The sequence below is a fragment of the Aeromonas sp. 19NY04SH05-1 genome, from assembly GCF_040581895.1.
Lineage (GTDB): Bacteria > Pseudomonadota > Gammaproteobacteria > Enterobacterales > Aeromonadaceae > Aeromonas > Aeromonas enteropelogenes.
Genome location: NZ_CP095328.1, coordinates 788,716 through 805,145, shown reverse-complemented (window position 1 = coordinate 805,145; position 16,430 = coordinate 788,716). Strand labels below are relative to the sequence as shown.

Annotated in this window: 14 protein-coding genes and 1 pseudogene; 4 read left to right on the top strand and 11 right to left on the bottom strand. The window is 56.8% G+C overall.

All coding sequences use genetic code 11. The features are described from left to right. Positions 1-21: 21 nt before the first annotated feature. From MRK42_RS03820 to MRK42_RS03805, 4 genes are all read right to left on the bottom strand, one after another. Positions 22-1,233, bottom strand: a complete 1,212-nt coding sequence (locus MRK42_RS03820; protein ID WP_042070159.1) for an ABC transporter permease — start codon at positions 1,231-1,233, stop codon at positions 22-24. After that, positions 1,233-2,372, bottom strand: a complete 1,140-nt coding sequence (locus tag MRK42_RS03815; protein ID WP_026457044.1) for an ABC transporter permease — start codon at positions 2,370-2,372, stop codon at positions 1,233-1,235. Before MRK42_RS03815 ends, MRK42_RS03820 begins: the two co-directional genes overlap by 1 nt. Then, complete coding sequence (locus MRK42_RS03810; protein WP_026457043.1) at positions 2,372-3,376, bottom strand: HlyD family efflux transporter periplasmic adaptor subunit; 1,005 nt, start codon at positions 3,374-3,376, stop codon at positions 2,372-2,374. The genes MRK42_RS03815 and MRK42_RS03810 overlap by 1 nt, the downstream gene beginning before the upstream one ends. Positions 3,377-3,449: 73 nt before the next feature. Further along, entirely contained in the window at positions 3,450-4,856 is a 1,407-nt protein-coding gene (locus MRK42_RS03805) for a TolC family protein (protein WP_042070160.1), read from the bottom strand. A 291-nt stretch (positions 4,857-5,147) separates the two neighbouring features. On the opposite strand from MRK42_RS03805, the gene dusB reads away from it, so the two are divergent. From dusB to MRK42_RS03785, 4 genes and pseudogenes are all read left to right on the top strand, one after another. Beyond that, positions 5,148-6,113, top strand: a complete 966-nt coding sequence (gene dusB, locus MRK42_RS03800; RefSeq protein WP_026458041.1) for a tRNA dihydrouridine synthase DusB — start codon at positions 5,148-5,150, stop codon at positions 6,111-6,113. A 26-nt stretch (positions 6,114-6,139) separates the two neighbouring features. Further along, complete coding sequence (gene fis, locus MRK42_RS03795; protein WP_005309538.1) at positions 6,140-6,436, top strand: DNA-binding transcriptional regulator Fis; 297 nt, start codon at positions 6,140-6,142, stop codon at positions 6,434-6,436. 365 nt (positions 6,437-6,801) lie between these two features. Then, positions 6,802-7,889, top strand: a protein-coding gene (locus MRK42_RS03790) for an IS3 family transposase (RefSeq protein WP_156140914.1) whose coding sequence is annotated in 2 segments (ribosomal slippage) — positions 6,802-7,054 and positions 7,054-7,889 — 1,089 coding nt in all. Because the reading frame shifts where the segments join, the coding sequence is not laid out codon by codon here. A 34-nt stretch (positions 7,890-7,923) separates the two neighbouring features. Beyond that, positions 7,924-8,568, top strand: a pseudogene (locus MRK42_RS03785) (IS1595 family transposase); the annotation flags it as partial. A 63-nt stretch (positions 8,569-8,631) separates the two neighbouring features. Here the strand turns inward: MRK42_RS03785 and MRK42_RS03780 are convergent. The 7 genes from MRK42_RS03780 to MRK42_RS03750 all read right to left on the bottom strand — a co-directional run bounded on the left by MRK42_RS03780 (position 8,632) and on the right by MRK42_RS03750 (position 16,426). Continuing rightward, positions 8,632-8,928 (bottom strand): TM2 domain-containing protein, encoded by a 297-nt coding sequence (locus MRK42_RS03780; protein WP_042070164.1) that lies wholly within the window; start codon positions 8,926-8,928, stop codon positions 8,632-8,634. Between the two features lie 203 nt (positions 8,929-9,131). After that, positions 9,132-9,803: a hypothetical protein gene (locus tag MRK42_RS03775; RefSeq protein WP_042070165.1), complete on the bottom strand. Its 672-nt coding sequence runs from the start codon at positions 9,801-9,803 to the stop codon at positions 9,132-9,134. Between the two features lie 143 nt (positions 9,804-9,946). Further along, positions 9,947-11,491, bottom strand: a complete 1,545-nt coding sequence (locus tag MRK42_RS03770; RefSeq protein ID WP_156140916.1) for an SUMF1/EgtB/PvdO family nonheme iron enzyme — start codon at positions 11,489-11,491, stop codon at positions 9,947-9,949. Next, the gene (locus MRK42_RS03765; RefSeq protein WP_224212256.1) at positions 11,481-12,695 is read right to left on the bottom strand and encodes an FtsX-like permease family protein; all 1,215 of its coding nucleotides are present in this window, start codon (positions 12,693-12,695) and stop codon (positions 11,481-11,483) included. Before MRK42_RS03765 ends, MRK42_RS03770 begins: the two co-directional genes overlap by 11 nt. Beyond that, positions 12,682-13,290 (bottom strand): ATP-binding cassette domain-containing protein, encoded by a 609-nt coding sequence (locus MRK42_RS03760; protein WP_234703752.1) that lies wholly within the window; start codon positions 13,288-13,290, stop codon positions 12,682-12,684. Before MRK42_RS03760 ends, MRK42_RS03765 begins: the two co-directional genes overlap by 14 nt. Positions 13,291-13,391: 101 nt before the next feature. After that, positions 13,392-15,365, bottom strand: coding sequence for a vWA domain-containing protein (locus MRK42_RS03755; protein ID WP_338611770.1), 1,974 nt, complete (start codon positions 15,363-15,365; stop codon positions 13,392-13,394). Continuing rightward, positions 15,362-16,426 carry a hypothetical protein gene (locus tag MRK42_RS03750; RefSeq protein ID WP_042070169.1) on the bottom strand — a complete coding sequence of 355 codons (1,065 nt, stop codon included), beginning with the start codon at positions 16,424-16,426 and terminating at the stop codon, positions 15,362-15,364. Before MRK42_RS03750 ends, MRK42_RS03755 begins: the two co-directional genes overlap by 4 nt. Positions 16,427-16,430: the final 4 nt, after the last annotated feature.

The window sequence follows — 16,430 nt, the reverse complement described above, 5'->3', positions numbered from 1 at the left end:
TCGTTATCCATCCGGCATCGTTTAGCCGCCGGTTGCGCCGCTCTCCGTGGTCGCCCCATGGGCAGCTCCGTGAGTGGCCAGCGGCAACTGGCGCTGGCGCCAGCGCAGCAGCAGGCAGGCCAGAGTACCGTAGAGCAGCGCCAGTCCCCACAGCTGCCACCAGTAAGAGGCCACCTGCTCAAACCCCGCCCCCATCTGGTTGAGGCGCAGAAATCCTTCGATGGCCGCCGTACTCGGCACCCACTGGGCCAGCCAGTTGAGCGGCGCCGGTATCAGCTCCAGCGGCCAGATAAAACCCGCCAGAAAGACCAGCGGCAGGGAGGAGATGAGCACCACCTGGGTAGGCATGTCGCGTCGGGTAAAGAGGGCGCCAAGCACGATACCCAGCCAACAGGTTGCCAGCAAGAATGGCAGGGTGAAGAGCCACAACTGCGCCGGCTCGGCGTTGCGGGCGATGTTGTAGTAATCGAAGCAGAAGCCGAAGAAGTAGCTCACAGGCAGCAGGAACAGCCCCACCGTCACCAGGGTGCGCGCCAGCAGCAGGGGGAGCACGGGCGCACTCTGCCAGTAGCCGGTCTCGCCGCGAAGGCCCCGCTGGTTCTGGGTCGCTCCCAGGAGCCCCGCCCCCATCAGCAGGATCTGGTGAAGGATCAGCACGAACACCGCAGGCACCACATAGTTCACATAGCCCATAGTGGGGTTGAACACCGGCACCACGTTGAGGGCCACCGCGTTCCAGCCCATCCTTGCCTGGGGCAGCGCCTCGCCGTGGGTGAGCAGCCGCGCCACCTTCACCTGGGCCGCCAGGGTACCGCCCGCCTGGGCCAGCCCCTCGGCGATGGTGCCATAGACCAGGAAATAGGAGGCATCACCGGCATAACTCAGGGTGACGCTCCGGCCCAGCATCAGATCCCGATAGAAGTGCCTGGGAATGTGCAGTATGCCGCTCCCATTGCCCTCCAGCAGCAGCTGGCGCGCCCTCTCAAGGGAGCTGGCCTGCGCCACCAGCCTGACCTGGGAGGTGGCATCGGCCATGAACGCCAGCTGGCGCGAAAGCTGGCTGCCATCTTCGTCCACCAGCACCACCGCCTCTTCCCGCGGCAGCTGGTGCAGATAGGGCTGGGGATAGAGGAAGGAGTAGAAGAAGATCCCGCCAAACAGGGTGAGCATGATGGCACGATCCGCCAGCAGGGTGCGCAGCTCGAGGCGCAGCAAATCCCGAAAACCCAGCATTACGGCGACTCCTTCTCGGCAGGTTGACGGGCAAGCTCGGCCTGCTGCCTGTATCGACGCACCACCAGAATGAGGGGCAAGAGAAACAGCAGCAGGGCCCCGAGCTGGGGCAGCGCGGCCTGCAGTGGCAGGCCGTAGTTGCTCTGGCCTATCTGCAGCTCCACATAGTGGGAAACCGGCAGCAGGTTGCGCCAGAAGCGGGCGAAATCCCCCATGGCGCTCACCGGGAAGGTAACACCCATGAAGGCGAAGCCGGGCGCTGTGTAGGCTCCCGCCAGCGACAGAGCGCGGGCCGGATCCCGGATGATGGCGTAGAAGAAGGCCCCCATGGTGACGCAGGCGGCCGAAGCGAGCCCGAGGCCCGCCACCAGCACGGCCCAGTTGCCGTGCATGGGATAGGCAAAGCCCTTGAACAGCAGCCAGCTCCAGGCCAGCCCCCAGGCCCAGCCAATCAGCACATGGGGCAACAGGGTGCGCCAGAGCCCGAACCAGACGCCGCGGGTGGTCCAGTCCAGTCCCAGCCGGTCGGTACGGGCCAGGGCATTAAGGCCGAACAGCACCACCAGGATCTGCCAGACCGCGGGCAGGATGGCGCTCAGCAGAAACTGGGCATAGCTGGAGTTGAGGTTGTAAAGCGCCGTCACCTGACTGCTGATGGGCACCGCCTGCCCGAGCGCCCCGGGGGGTGCCTTGCCGTCAGCCATGGCGGAGAGCACACCCACCTGACCGTTGAGGGTGCCCACCACCTGGGCCAGCGCCGAATTGACCAGCTTGGCGATCAGGATGAACTGGCCGTTGTTGAACACGGTGACCTGCGGCTGGGTGCCCTGGCGGGCATCCCGCTCCAGATGGTTCGGGATCACCACCAGCGCATAGATGTCGCCACCACGCAGGGCGCGGGCGCCAGCATCGATGGAGTCAAACTGGCGTGCGATCTTGAGCCCCGCCGAGCCATCCAGCGAAAAGGCGAGCTGGCGCGAGAGGCTGCTCTGGTCCAGATCCACCAGCCCCACCTTGAGATCCCGGGCCAGCCCCGCCGAGAAGATCCAGCAGAGGATCCCCATCAGCAGCAAGGGCACCCAGCTCATCAGGGCCCGGCTGAACGGATCCTGCCACAACAGCCGAAGTTCGCGTCCCATCAGAGATCAACCAGCACGCTCATGCCGACCCGCAGCCCGTCGACCGGTTGCAGCGGACGCGCCTCCACCTGGAAGCTCTTCATGTCGAACCCCTGGCGGGTATCGGTGGCGCGCCAGGTGGCAAAATCCCCCATCACGGCCACATGAGTCACCTTGAAGCGCACCGTCTGATCCCCCAGACCCGGGATGCGGGCGTCGAACTCGGTGCCGACCGGGAAGCGGGGCAGCAGATCCTCGCGGATATGGAACTGGGCCCAGGCGTCGTTCATGTCGAGCAGGGTCACCACGGGGAAGCCCTGAGGCGCCAGCTCGCCGCTGCGCAGCAGCACCTGGCTCACTTCGCCGGCATGGGGGCTGACAATGCGGGTGTCGGCCAGATAGGCCTCCACCTCGGCCACCGAGCCCGCCGCCATCTTGGCCTTCTCGCGGGCAGCGATCTTGGTCTCTTCCCGCGCCCCTTCCAGCGCCATCTGGTATTGCTGCCAGGCCATCCCCTCGGTGTAGCGGGCGGCTTGCCAGGCGGTCCAGGCCTCATCACGCTTTTGCAGCGGCATCACGCCATCGCGGTGCAGGTTGGCGATCCGCTCATAGGTCTTGCCCCGCAGCAGGGCGGCGGCCTTGGCCTTCTGCCACTGATCCTTGGCGGCGGCGATCTGCTGGGCACGAGCCCCCTTCTCCGCCTCCAACGCCAGGGCGCCAGCGGCGGCCTCGCCGGCCTTGGCCTGGCTCAGCTTGGCTTCAATCTCGGGACTCGCCAGGGTAAACACCAGCTGATCCTTGGCAAGCTGATCCCCCTTCTTCACCAGCACCTCGTCGATGCGGCCCGGTACCTTGGAGGAGACCGAATACTGCTGCGCCTCGATCTGGCCCTGCAGATGGACCGGCTCAGGCTGATAGGCGAGCCAGAAGCGCCAACCGAGCCAGCCGACCAGGATCACCAGCGCTAGCGGCAACAACAGCGGTTTACCCTGGCTCATCTTCTTCTTGATGGGGGGATGGCTCATCACTTCACCTCGACAATCTGGCGACCCTTGGCGGTCGAAACACGAACAAAAAGATCCACGGTCAGCATCAGGCTCATGAGTTCACCTCGATCACCTGGCCGTGCTGATATTGGTTGAAACTGTTGATCTGGCCGGAGAGCGCCAGCAGGCGGGCCAGCGACACCACGTACTGATAGGCGGCTGCGGCGCGCTGGGTCTTGACCCCGGCCAGCTGGTTGCGAGCATCCACCACATCCAGCGAGGTGGAGAGCCCCTGTCCGAATGCCTTGTCCCGCAGCAGCACGTTCTCTTCCGCCAGAGCCTGGGTGGAGGAGAGAGACTGATACTCCTCCAGTCCCTGAGCCGCCTCGCGCCAGGTCTTCTCCACCAGCAATTCCAGATCCTGGCGGGTCTTGGCCTGCAGCAGATTGACCTGCAGTTCGGCGCTCTTGGCGGCCTGCACCGTCTCGGAGCGGCCATCGCGGCTCACCAGCGGCATGCTGACACCGACCCCCACCAGCCAGTCCGGGGTGGTCTTGGACGCCAGTGAGTCATCTTCATAGAGGTTGTAGTTGCCAAACAGGAACACTTCGGGGGCGTACTTGCCCTTCTCCAGCCGGATCATCCCCTTGGCCTGCTCCTTCTTGGCGCTGAGCAGCTTGAGGCCGGGGTGTACTTCCAGAGTCTGGCTCACCAGCCCTTCCAGACGCGGCAGTTCCGTGTTGACGAACAGGGCGCTGTCCGGGTTCGCCTGCTTGAGCTTGAGCATGTGGCCGAGGGCCAGCTGGGCGATCTCTAGGCTGCGTCGCGCCTTCTGGGTATCGATGCGTGCCCTATCATAAGCTGACTGGGCGGAGAGGCGTTCGACCCGGGCGATCTGGCCCTGGGCCTCCAGCTTGTTGGCGTGATCGAGATGATGAGCCAGCCCGTCTTCGATCTCCTGCTTGGTCTGCACCACCTGGGCGGCCAGTACCACCCCGAAATAGGTCTGGGAGAGGCTTTCGAAGGTGGACTGCTGCTTGAGTACCAGCAGCTGCTGTGCCTCGCTCACCTGGGCCTCGCGAATGTCCTGCGCCGCATCGATGCGACCACCGGTGAACAGTGGCCACAGCATCTTGACCGAGCTGGTGACCACATTCTGTTTGGTGAGAGGAGTGACGAAGTCATCCGGAGTGAGCCTGAAGGCCTGCATCAGAGGGGCCAGCACCTTGCCAAGCTCGGGATGGTTGGCGATGGGATTGAGATCCATCATGTCGAGCTCCATCGGCTGATCGAGGTGGGTATAGCTGGCCCCCACATCCACCTTGGGCAGATACATGTCCCTGGCCGCCTCTCGCAGCTGTTTGGCGCGCTCCACCCCTGCCTGTTCGGCCGCCAGCCCCTCATCCTGCTGGATGACCCGGGTCCAGGCTTCGCTGAAGCTGATGGTCTGCGCCTGCGCCGACCCCAGCATGGCCCCCATCAGGCATGACCAGAGTGATTTGATGAACCTTGACGTCATAGATCCCCAACCCGCATTGTTATGAAAATGTTTGGAGTATTTACTCTTTGGAAGCTCGCCATCATAACGCAAACAGGCCTCGCAAGTGGACTGACAATTATGCAAGGGAGCTCTCCCTATGGTACAGAGATCCTTGCCGCCCAATCTGGCCGTTTTTCAACAACTCCAGAATTTGCAAGCCTTGGCGCGACGTTTTTTTCAGAAAAAAATGGCTGACGCTCAAATACTAACCTTTTCTCCTGCCTAAAAAATGCGTAATATACGCCGCCCTAAGCCGATGGTAACCGTGGAATGCAGATAGGTCCCCACACGCTTGAAACCCCCTTGATCGTGGCTCCCATGGCCGGTGTAACTGACCGACCATTTCGTGAACTTTGTTTGCGACTGGGGGCCGGCATGGCCGTTTCCGAGATGCTGCTGGCCAACCCGGATGTCTGGGATACCCAGAAAACCAGGATGAGAATGGATCACTCTGCTGAAGGGGGTTTGCGATCGGTCCAGATTGCCGGAGCCGATCCCGAGATGATGGCGTTTGCTGCCCGCTACAACGTGGAGCAGGGCGCACAGATCGTCGACATCAACATGGGGTGTCCGGCAAAAAAAGTGAATAAGAAGCTGGCAGGCTCAGCCCTGTTGCGTTACCCAGACCAAGTCAAAGCAATTTGCCGGGCCGTGGTGGACGCAGTGGAGGTTCCTGTCACCTTGAAGATCCGCACAGGATGGGATCCGGATAACCGCAATGGCGTGGAGATCGCCCGAATCGCCGAAGATTGCGGTATCGCGGCCCTTGCCGTGCATGGTCGCACCCGCGCCTGCCTCTACAAAGGCGAAGCGGAGTACGACACGATCAGGGCGATTAAGCAGGCCGTATCGATTCCTGTTGTCGCCAATGGCGACATCAACAGCCCGGAGAAAGCCCGGTATGTCCTCGACTATACCGGTGTCGATGCCGTGATGATCGGCCGCGCTGCGCAAGGACGACCCTGGATTTTCCGGGAAATCCGTCATTTTCTTGAGACGGGCACCAAGCTGCCGCCTCCCGAGAGGGAAGAGGTTCGCACCCTGATGAACGAGCATGTCACCAACCTGCACCGGTTTTATGGTGCATATCTGGGAGCACGCATCGCCCGTAAACACGTGGGCTGGTACCTGGATGAAGAAGAGACGGGCCGAGAATTCCGTAAGCACTTCAATGCCCTGGATTGTGCAGACGCACAGCTCGAGGCACTCGAAGCGTATTTCGATGGATTAGGTTAACAAGATAACTAAAGAGCCGACCGAATATGTTCGAACAAACCCTGACTTCTGATGCATTGGTAACAACTACTCACAATCACGCTGCCGAGCCGACCCAGCGCCCCCTGCGTGACTCTGTGCAACAGGCCCTGCGTAACTACCTGGCCCAGTTGAACGGTCAGGAAGTGATTGATCTGTACGATATGGTTCTCTCCGAAGTCGAAGCTCCCATGCTGGACGTGATCATGCAGTACACCCGTGGTAACCAGACTCGCGCCGCCGTGATGATGGGTATCAACCGTGGCACCCTGCGCAAGAAGCTCAAGCGTTACGGCATGAACTAAGCCAAAACACATAAGCTATTGAAAATAAAAGCACCTCCATTTTAATGGAGGTGCTTTTTTAGTTTTGAACCCACACTTGAACCCACACCTATTCAACTAGACATCATTAACAATGATCCAATTGAAGCTTAATGTAAGGCGCTGCCCCAATTACGTGTTGAAAGGCTAATCTTGAAGTGGGCCATCACCTTGATGGTCTACCATCATGGATCCCCTAGCCTTTCAACACCTGTTGTCTCTCTTTCCACTGCTTACCCTGCTTGCCCAGCAGGAGCTCATGGCGCCACAAGCCATGGTAATCCCCCCGAAAAACTGAGGTGCTCATAAGTAGAATTTTCCCGTACTGTGAATGCAGGAGGTTCTACATGAAAACATCACGTTTTAACGATACCCAGATCATCGCCATCCTCAAACAAGCCGAGGCCGGCTCACCCGTCCCGGAGCTCTGCCGCGAACACGGCATCAGCACCACTACCTTCTACAAGTGGCGCTCCAAATTCGACGGGATGGATGCCTCCCTCATGGCTCGTCTCAAGGAGCTGGAGGACGAGAACCGCCGCCTCAAGAAGATGTATGCCGAGGAGCGCCTCAAGGCCGAGATCATCTCCGAGGCTATGGCAAAAAAGTGGTGACGCCATCTGCCCGCCGGGAGATGGCGACCAAGGCCGTGGCTCACTACGCCATCTCTATTCGCCTGGCTTGCCAGGTGTTCAAGGTGAGCGAAGGCTGCTATCGCTATCAGCCCGTGCTGGCCGATGAAAATCAGGAGATTGCCGACTGGCTGCTGCGCCTCACCGCCAACCAGCGCAACTGGGGCTTCAGGCTCTGCTTCCTGTACCTGCGCAATGTCAAAGGCTTTGGCTGGAACCACAAGCGGGTATACCGGATCTATCGGGCGCTGGAGCTCAATCTGCGGATAAAACCCACGAAACGGTTGGTACGTGCCAAACCGGAGCCGTTGGCAGTCCCTGACCAGCCTAATCTGTGTTGGTCGATGGACTTCATGCATGACCAACTCAGCGATGGCCGCTCGGTGCGGTTGCTTAATATGATCGACGATTTCAACCACGAAGCACTGTGCATCGAGGTGGATTTTTCCTTGCCCGCCTCGCGGGTCAAACGGGTGCAGGAGCAAGTGATCGGGTGGAGGGGCAAACCGGCTGCAATCCGCTGTGACAATGGTCCGGAATACATCAGCGAAGAGCTCAAGCGCTGGGCGAAGCAGGAGGGAATAGTGCTGAGGTATATCCAGCCAGGAAACCCACAGCAGAATGCCTACATCGAGCGCTTTAACCGCACGGTGCGTTACGACTGGCTGGGCCAATACCTGTTTGAGTCACAGAATGAACTACAGGAGTTTGCTACGAACTGGTTGTGGGTTTATAACCATGAGCGGCCCAATATGGCACTGGGTGGCTACACGCCGAAACAGCGCCTAGCGCAGGCCGCATGACCTCTACTTTTGAGTGCTCCTAAAAATGGGGGAATACCCCATTACCTCGCTCAATACTCAGTTACCGGCATGCAGTGGCTGCCCACATTGTCAGGCCGATGTCGCTCAGCTGGTAACTTAGGGATGGAGTCGGGGACTGCTCCGCTACCGTTGAAAACTGTGCCTGCGCACCAGCACCATTCTGACCAAAACGCCGATGGCTCGGTTGCGCAAAGCCCAGTGCTGGTAAGACTATGCGCAAGCCCTTATCGAATGAGTGACCGTTCGCAAGATCTCTACGTTGCGGAGTCAGCAAAAACACAGCTTTCCTCTGGCGTCACCGTTTCTAGTGTGCGATGGCAACCCATCAGGCCGCCCGGGAAGAGGGGAGGACATCGTTGAGGTAGACGAGACCTTCTTCCTCGAATCGTTCAAGGGGCAACGGGGACTGCCACGTCCGCCAAAGCATCGTGGTTGCAAGGGGCGAACGACTGGTCGGTGCTTATCACATCCAACACGTGAACAGGCATCACCATCGATGGAAAGAGTGGATGGAGCGGTTCCATGGCGTGGCTACGCACTACCTGAAGAACTACCTAGGTTGGCGCATGATGCTGGAGCGTTACGAAAGGGGCGTAAATATCAAAGCGTGTTTGCATGAGGCACTGGGGCACTGGGGCAACACGTAATCGGAACATAGCCAACGGCAAATCTTGAACCTAAAAAGCCCGCCGCGCAAGCGGGCTCAGATACTCCCCCCTGACTACACTTTGGCGTACTTCTCTGCGAACTTCTCATCAGACATACAGATGTATATCACGAACTCAATGAAGGCGATGACTGCCGGAATAAACGTCCAGCAAAAGATTAGATATAGAAACCCTTGCAGGGTCTTGCCAAGGTAAAACTTGTGAATACCAATCCCACCAAGGAAAAAAGCAAGTAGAGCGGCAGTAATCCGGCTCTTGCTTGCACCATATACTGCTCCACAATGGGGACATGATGTTGCTGTTTTGTGAATTTCCTTACCACACCCACGACAAAAAACCATCTCTGACATATAAGCTCCATTTTTATATGAACATTATTTATGAAAGTTAAATCTCATACGATGATGTATGCTTATAAATATCGAAACACCATCTATTTATCCCACTCATCAGGAGTGTACCTTTCCAATCCATTCAATTTTAACACCGAATTTTTCATGCCCCAACATAATTGCTCTATGAACTATTCATGAAGCTTTTTCAATGGCAGTTGTCAGTCCTTACGTAGCATAAGGCTGTTGATATCCCATACCCAACGCTCACTAGGATTGCCGGGCAGTTCGAGAGTAAAACTGTTGCTATAGGAACTGAGCTTGCCTTGATCACTACAAGTGCCAAATACCTCAGACATCATCGTCAGGGAGTCTTTCCTGGTAATGACTAATTGATAGAGAACAGGACACGCCACCCCACCACTAAAAAGCTCAAGAAGTGCGGCTTTACCATCGGGTATTGCAAACTGGTGGGCCACATCAACCCCGGCATAACTGTCGTGATGAGTCAGTAGCTCACCATTGAGCAGCACATCAAAGTTCAATTCATCATTTTTGCGTACAGTAAATCCAGCCAATGCGTTTGCCAGCTTGGGCTGAAAATAGACACTCCCATTGGTGTAAGTCACCATAGAGCCATCAAATGCTACTTGAGTTCCCACAAGTTCCATTAGAGCAGTGTAATCCTCATCGTTGAACCATAGCTCCACAGCATCTTTCCCTGATACTTCGACCCAGAATTTCATGCTGGCATAGCTCAGTTTTCCGCTCAGAGTTGCAGGCACCTTGGTCTCAATCTCAAAAGTACCATCAGCAGCGAAGGTGGCCACCGCTCCGGTTACCAAAACACTAAATAAAACTACGCGTAATACTTGGTTAAAAAAGTGGATCATGATTTTCTCCATTGGTATTGGGTAATCCCCGTTCACCTTTAGGGGCGTGATGACCCCTTCGCATAGGGACTCATAGATATTGGAATTCAGAACATGACCTCACTATTGGTCAAAAAGGCTGAGCATTTTTAAATTCAATTAAGTCATTGCAACTTCTTACAGTTTTCCAACCACATGACAGCATCAATTTTTCCATTTTGTAGATAACGCTGCTGGTTTGCCCAATGAGTTGCAAGAAATGGTCTAAGTCCATTCAGCTTTTTGTTAATTGTCAGCATTTGATTAAAAACTGATACTTGCTCTTTAATTGGCCCCTCACCATATATGGATGCAGACTCAACCAAACCACTGGCGTAATAGCCAGTAAGCTGGCTCAGTCGTTCTTTTTGCTCATCCAGCTTGGTCTTGCGAGCTGCGCAGTTTTGATCTGCTTTATCACTGCAGAGCAGCTCATAGTTGGAGCTAAGAAAATCCAAGAACTTGCCATCATCTTGTAACTTGGTGCAAAGAAAGGCACCGAGGTTAAGGCTGGCGCGAATCGACTGTGCACGCTCTTCCTGCTGCTTTTGGTTGCTAGCCCTGAGCTGGCCTTCCAGGTTTTTCAGTTTCTGCTTGAGCCCCTCATCGTCAACCCCGGAGGCCAGTGTATTCAGCTCGCTGACCGCATCCTTCTTATCACTGGCCTCCCCTGCCGGTTTGTTTGCTCCCAGTTGCCGCCAGCTGCTCTCGATGCTCTTGACCCGCTTGGTCGAGGTCATGGTGGGAGAAACTAGCACCAGTCGTAGTCCGGTACTCTTGCTGGTAAAGTGACGATCGTCATCGTAGTAACTCACCTCTTTGCGGGCCGCACTGCGCAAGGCGGCCTGCTCGGTAAGGTAATTTCCACCTCTTACCACATAACCACCTGCCTGACCATGCTGACGATCGAGCTTGTTGAGGTAGAAAGGTTCAAACATCATCTCGTCCACGTTGCCCAACATGTCGTGCAAGCCCAACGGGTTAGGAGCAAGCAGCCCCACCAGTTGCAAACGACCATTGGCTGACTGAGCCCCAGCAAACCATTCATGCTCTTTAAGGTCATTCATTGGATAACGAATATCACGAAACTCAGCGCTGTTGACCTTGAGCCCGCCACGAGCAGCAAATTCCCACTCGATTTCGGTCGGCAAGCGTACAAACCCCGCTTTACCATCTTCTTTGGGGATCTGGTCAGCGGCATGCTGTCGCAACCAAAGATTGTATTTATCGGTTGCCGCGACCCCATCAAACCAGCTTATGCCGCTCGCCGGCAGGCTAAGCTTCTTCGATGGTGTAGGGCAGGTATCTGCGGTAAGTGCCTGATATTGCAGCTGGCTCAGCTCATATTTAGCCATCAGGTAATAGCGGCCCTGCTCCTTAGCTGACTGAGTGAAACTACCGGCAATGAAAGCAGGATGAGTGTGCTCGACAAAGCCCCAGTCGCTACCGTCTTGACCTACCTGAATGGGTAAGTCTTCCAGCGGGCCGCTGACTGGCACCTGCACTCGCCGAAAGGCCATGGATCCCTCGCATGGCATCGGCAGGATCACATCTTCTGCATCGGGTTTGGGATTGTAATTTTTCTCTGGCCATGGCTCAGCAAATGCACTACCGCTGGACAGGGCACATCCCATGATGATGAGCCGGGATAAGGTCTTCTTAGAGTTCACGCAGACTCTCCGCAGGTTGAATGGCAATGGCTCGTCGCGCGCCAATAATGGCCACCAGAATGGCCACCGTCAGGGCCAGAATTAGGGCCAATAAGCTATGAAATGGGGTGATCCGGCAGATCATCTGTTCGGTACTCTGGCTGCTAGCCAGCGTCCTATTAAACAGTGCACTGCCGCTCAGATAGAGCAAAATGCCGCCCCCATAGGCAAGCAGCGTCAGGATCACCCCCTGAAAGATGATGTAGAGGCCCACCGCCGGGCTGGTGAAACCGAGTAAGCGCAATACTGCAATGTGCTTGCGCTTGCGATCCACGTTCGCGAGGAAAGCGCCGATCAAGGAGGCAATACAGCCGATCAGCGCGGTGCCAGCGATGACGTTGAAGATGAGGCTAAGTACCCTGTTGATACTCTTTATGTTCTCGATATCTGCCAGTCGGCTCACTGTCTCGATACGCTGCTGCTTGAGCCACAGATCAAGCGCCGCCACCTGGTCAATACTGTTGGCATAAATGCGGGCGCGAGCGAACATCGGCGGTTTGTCCGTTAACGGCAGACCTGTGCTGATCCCCAGCATAGGGATACGATAGCCATCACGAAAAGACTCCAGCGCCAGCAGCAAAGACTGCTGCACGAACAGGGCTGGACGGTTGAAATAAGTGGGCACTAATATCGCGCCCACTGTCAGGGTGCGCTCTCCCCATTCGCGTCGAGTGTCTAGCTGGCGCATGACGCGCAAGCGGATAGTGTCACCCTCACGGACAGCCAAGCGGCGCGCGGCCTCGGAGCTGAGGATCACCTCATCCTCCCCTCCCGGCTGCAATGCACCGAGCAGCGGGTCCCCAAGATCGGTCGGGATCACCTCCGCATTTTCAATGAAATGGCTCATATCTTTAAGCAAATCGGCTTGGGTATTGAGGGATCGGGTTTGGCCGATGGCAAAACCTACCTCCGATTTTTGCTGCAGGGCAGCGATCCATTCTGCTGAATAGTGGCCACTGCTCACCATGCGGATCTCCAGATTACGTGGATCTCTCGCAAGCTCCTGCTGCAACTGGCTTACCACCCCATAACGCAACCCAAACATCAGGAGTAAAGGGGCGATGACGGCCACCAGCGAGGAGATAATACAAAACGATACCGAGCGATCATGCCAAAGATCCTGCATGGCCAAGCGCAGCAGTAGTCCGCGTTTAGGAGAGCGCAAAATGAGTTTCTCCCCGCGTCAAATTAGCTTTGAGACAGGGCAAGCCAAACGTCTTGACCAGCCCCCAATCATGGGAGGCCACCAGCGCCGCGATGCCCCACTCTTGAACTAACTCGATAAAGAGCGCAAAGAGCAATCTAGCAGTGTGGGGATCAAGCGACGCGGTAGGCTCATCGGCCAGTAACAGCTTAGGTCGATGCGCTACCGCCCGCACAAAAGCAACTCGCTGGCGCTCCCCGATAGAAAGCTGGGCCGGTTTCTTGTTCAGCAATCCCGCCAACTTGAGGGTCTGGACGGCCCGCGTGAGTAACCGCTCATCTTCTGCGATACCCAGCAGTTGGCAGGGCAAGCGGATATTGTCTCTCACCGTCAAAAAGGGCAGCAAACCACCGCTTTGCAACATAAAGCCTATTCTAGCTGCGCGGATAGCGGCTAACGCCGCTTGATCGTTGGCCGCCAGCAAACGTGCAATATTGACCACTACTGGAGTTGCATCAGTAAAGTCCATCTCAAACCGCCCCACGCGGCTGGGAGTCAGTAACAGCCCAATCACCTCAAGCAGGGTGCTCTTGCCGCAGCCACTTTCCCCTGTCACGGCGACCACCTGCCCCAGAGGCAAGTTCAGTGAGGGCAAACAGACCCTGTGGGCCTGTTCACCGCTGCCCCGCACTATGCTCATAGCTTCGATACAAAGCATCAGGGCATCATTTCCAGAGGAACCGGATAGACATGATCACGGGGATCGCTATCCTTGGCCAGCGCCACCCAGCGACTGACATCAGCATTGTAACGCTGGTAATGGCGCAACTTGGTCGCTAGGGTGCGGATAAACTTCTCCTGTGCCAACCCATCCCAACTCTTCCAGGTCTCCTCATCCAGATTGAGTACATCACTGCGATAAGGCAGATCGGCAAGGTATTCCCCCATCACCCCCAGACTCGTGATGCTGGTATTATCCAACTGCTTGAGCTGATTGGGATCAGCCCCCATGGTCGCAGCCACCGAGCGCAAGCGCTCGAACATCTTGGCCGGTGAGATCATGCCTTCATTAGCCGCATCCAAAATCTGTTTCACCACATCGCTAAGATCACTAAGCTGGCCCTTGGTGAGCAGCACCCTGACCTCGGTGGTCGGGATATTCTGCTTGATCAGATCCCGGTCACTGATCCAGGCCTCGAACACCAGAGGAGCCTGTGTTCCACTCTTCTTGCCGAGGTAGGAAAGCTGCATGGCATGACCGATTAGCGCAGTATCTTGCAGCAATTTTTGCTCCGGGGTGAGCGAATCATCCTCCGTGGCGTTACTGGCGCTGCCGATGGCAGGTTCGCCAAAGTAGGATGCTTTTACCTGCTCGGTGATGGCGGTAGCCAACGCATCAACCTTGTCACCAAACTCGTTTACATCGCCAGCATTGACCGGATAGTAAAGCGAGGTATTGGTACCACTGTAAGTCGATAGCTCCTGATATTGGCTCGCAGCCTTGGCGTGATCTTTCTTACCCGCCGCCGTTTTCAGGTGCAGGGTATATATCGCCACACCTGGGTTGGCAGCTTCCAAGCGGATTTGCTTGGCATCCAATCCTGTCGTAGAGAGCTTGTTATCCCCCTCTATCGCACCTGCATCGGTGATCAGCACCACATAACGGGCTCCAAAGTGGCTCCAGTCGACCTGGTCTATTGCCTGCATCACACCTGCATACGCATCCTCATTGAACAGCTTGCTCGAAACGGTCGCCTGCTTGAGATCGGCCACTTTTTTCAAAAAATCGGCACCATCTTTGATTTCATTAGGATCGGCATACATGCGGGTGGTGTATTCCAGACCAGGCACCGCCTGGGCGTTGGAGCGAAAGGAGATCATGCCAAATTTCACCTGCTGACCCAGATTTTCCTTGTTGATCCGCTCATAGACCTTGCGCACGGCCTCCCGAGTTCGCTCGATATAAGGCCCCATCGAGATGGTGGAATCCACCACGAACACCACAGCAGCATTGAACTCCTTGAGCTGGCTCACCTTGGCACTGGGTTCAACAGTGGCCGCCTCGGCCTTGCTGACCGAGGCCACATTGAGCAAACGGGTGTAGAAACCATCCTCGGTCATGACCTCCTCACCACTGAGGATGGGTAACAGATAGAACTGTTGCTGCAGATCGACAAAGTACTCGGGTTCTTGCGCCAGCACCCCGCCAGCATTGCCCTGCTTCTTCAACGCAGCGCGCAGCGGTGCAACCTTGGCGACCGGATCCGCCGCCTCCAGAATCTGATCGAGCTGATCTCGCTCCTTGAAAAAAAGCAGGCGATCTCGGTTAGCCGGATTGGTGAAAGCCAGAGTCAGCTGCATCTTCCAATCCACAGTACAAGACTGGGGTAACCAACCGATGCTCTGGCCATAGCTGTCGGGGCCGACCTTTACCCAGCCGGCCCCCTTGGCATTGACCTGCTCATAGACATAGAAGCTACTGAAGGCTGGTTGCAGCACCCCAGACGTCTGACCCGCCTCGGCCACCAACTCGCAACCGGGGGTGGTCAATACTCGTTGATATAGGCTCTTTTTCCCCTCCTGTAACAATGGACGATGCTCCGATGTTGTCTCGGCCGCCGCCGCACCTGCGCCCCCCAACAGCAGCATGAGTACTGCCGCGCCGCGCAATGACCTAGTTGCTGCAATCACTTGCTTAACTCCTCATAGCGCTGTTTGGCCTCGCCATTGTCGGGCTCAACCTGAAGTACTGTGTCATACCAATAGGCTGCAGTGGCGTTATCAGCCTCTTTAAAGCAGTCGTTCGGCTGGTGGAACTTGGGATCATATTCACGGGCATAGGCCAGGGCCACCTTGCTATCTCCCCCCTGCGCACGGTTGGCATAAAGGCGCTGCGCCACACCACATTTCTGGGCTGATTTGGCGCTTTGGATCACCGCCAATAAGGTATCGGTTGGCGACTGCTGTGCAATACAGGCTTGCACAAACTCCAATTCGCTCTTCGTCGCCAAATTAGCGGCACTGCAACCATCCTCAGTTGCCTCGCCGCTGGCTTCATTAACCACTGGTTCTGCCGCCACCGGTTCGACAGCCGTTGCAGCAATAGGCTCGATCACTGGTGCAGTTGCTGAGCGGCTAAACCAGAAGATCAGGGCGCCAATCAGCAGCAACAGCACCACCCCACCTAGGATCAGCGGAGTCTTCGATTTAGGAGCAGCAGTAGTGGCCGCCAGTAAGGGCGTCTCCACCGGCACGGGCGCTGGTTCGATCTCGGGTTCCACACGGAAGGCTGGCAGTTCAATCTCAACCGGCACCTCAACTGGAGCTAAATCTGGCACTGGAGGAGCATCAACCTCGGGTGAGTTAATGACACTGCTGCCACCATATTCACCCACCTCGCCTCGAGCACTGGAGGGGAATACCGCCTGGCGTGCCACTTGCAAGGTGGTATGACGGATTTCACTAGAAGCCAGCTTGACGTTGATCTGAATTGGGCTTGAGTTGACCAACAAGGGGTCCACGATCGCAGCACCCACCCGAAAGCCGCTGCCGCTTTGTAGCGGATAACCGCCACTGATGCCAAACCAGTGGGGGGCGGGGCTCCACAGCCCCCCCTCTTGCAAATAGTTCTGCTGATTATTGAGAAGAGAAAATTCGAGCCCCTCCACCAGCTCGGAGATGCCCCGCAACCGGATTAGTAGTTGGGCTTCACCCGGCACAGCGGGGTCGGTAGCAATTATTTTGGCTAGCATGGTG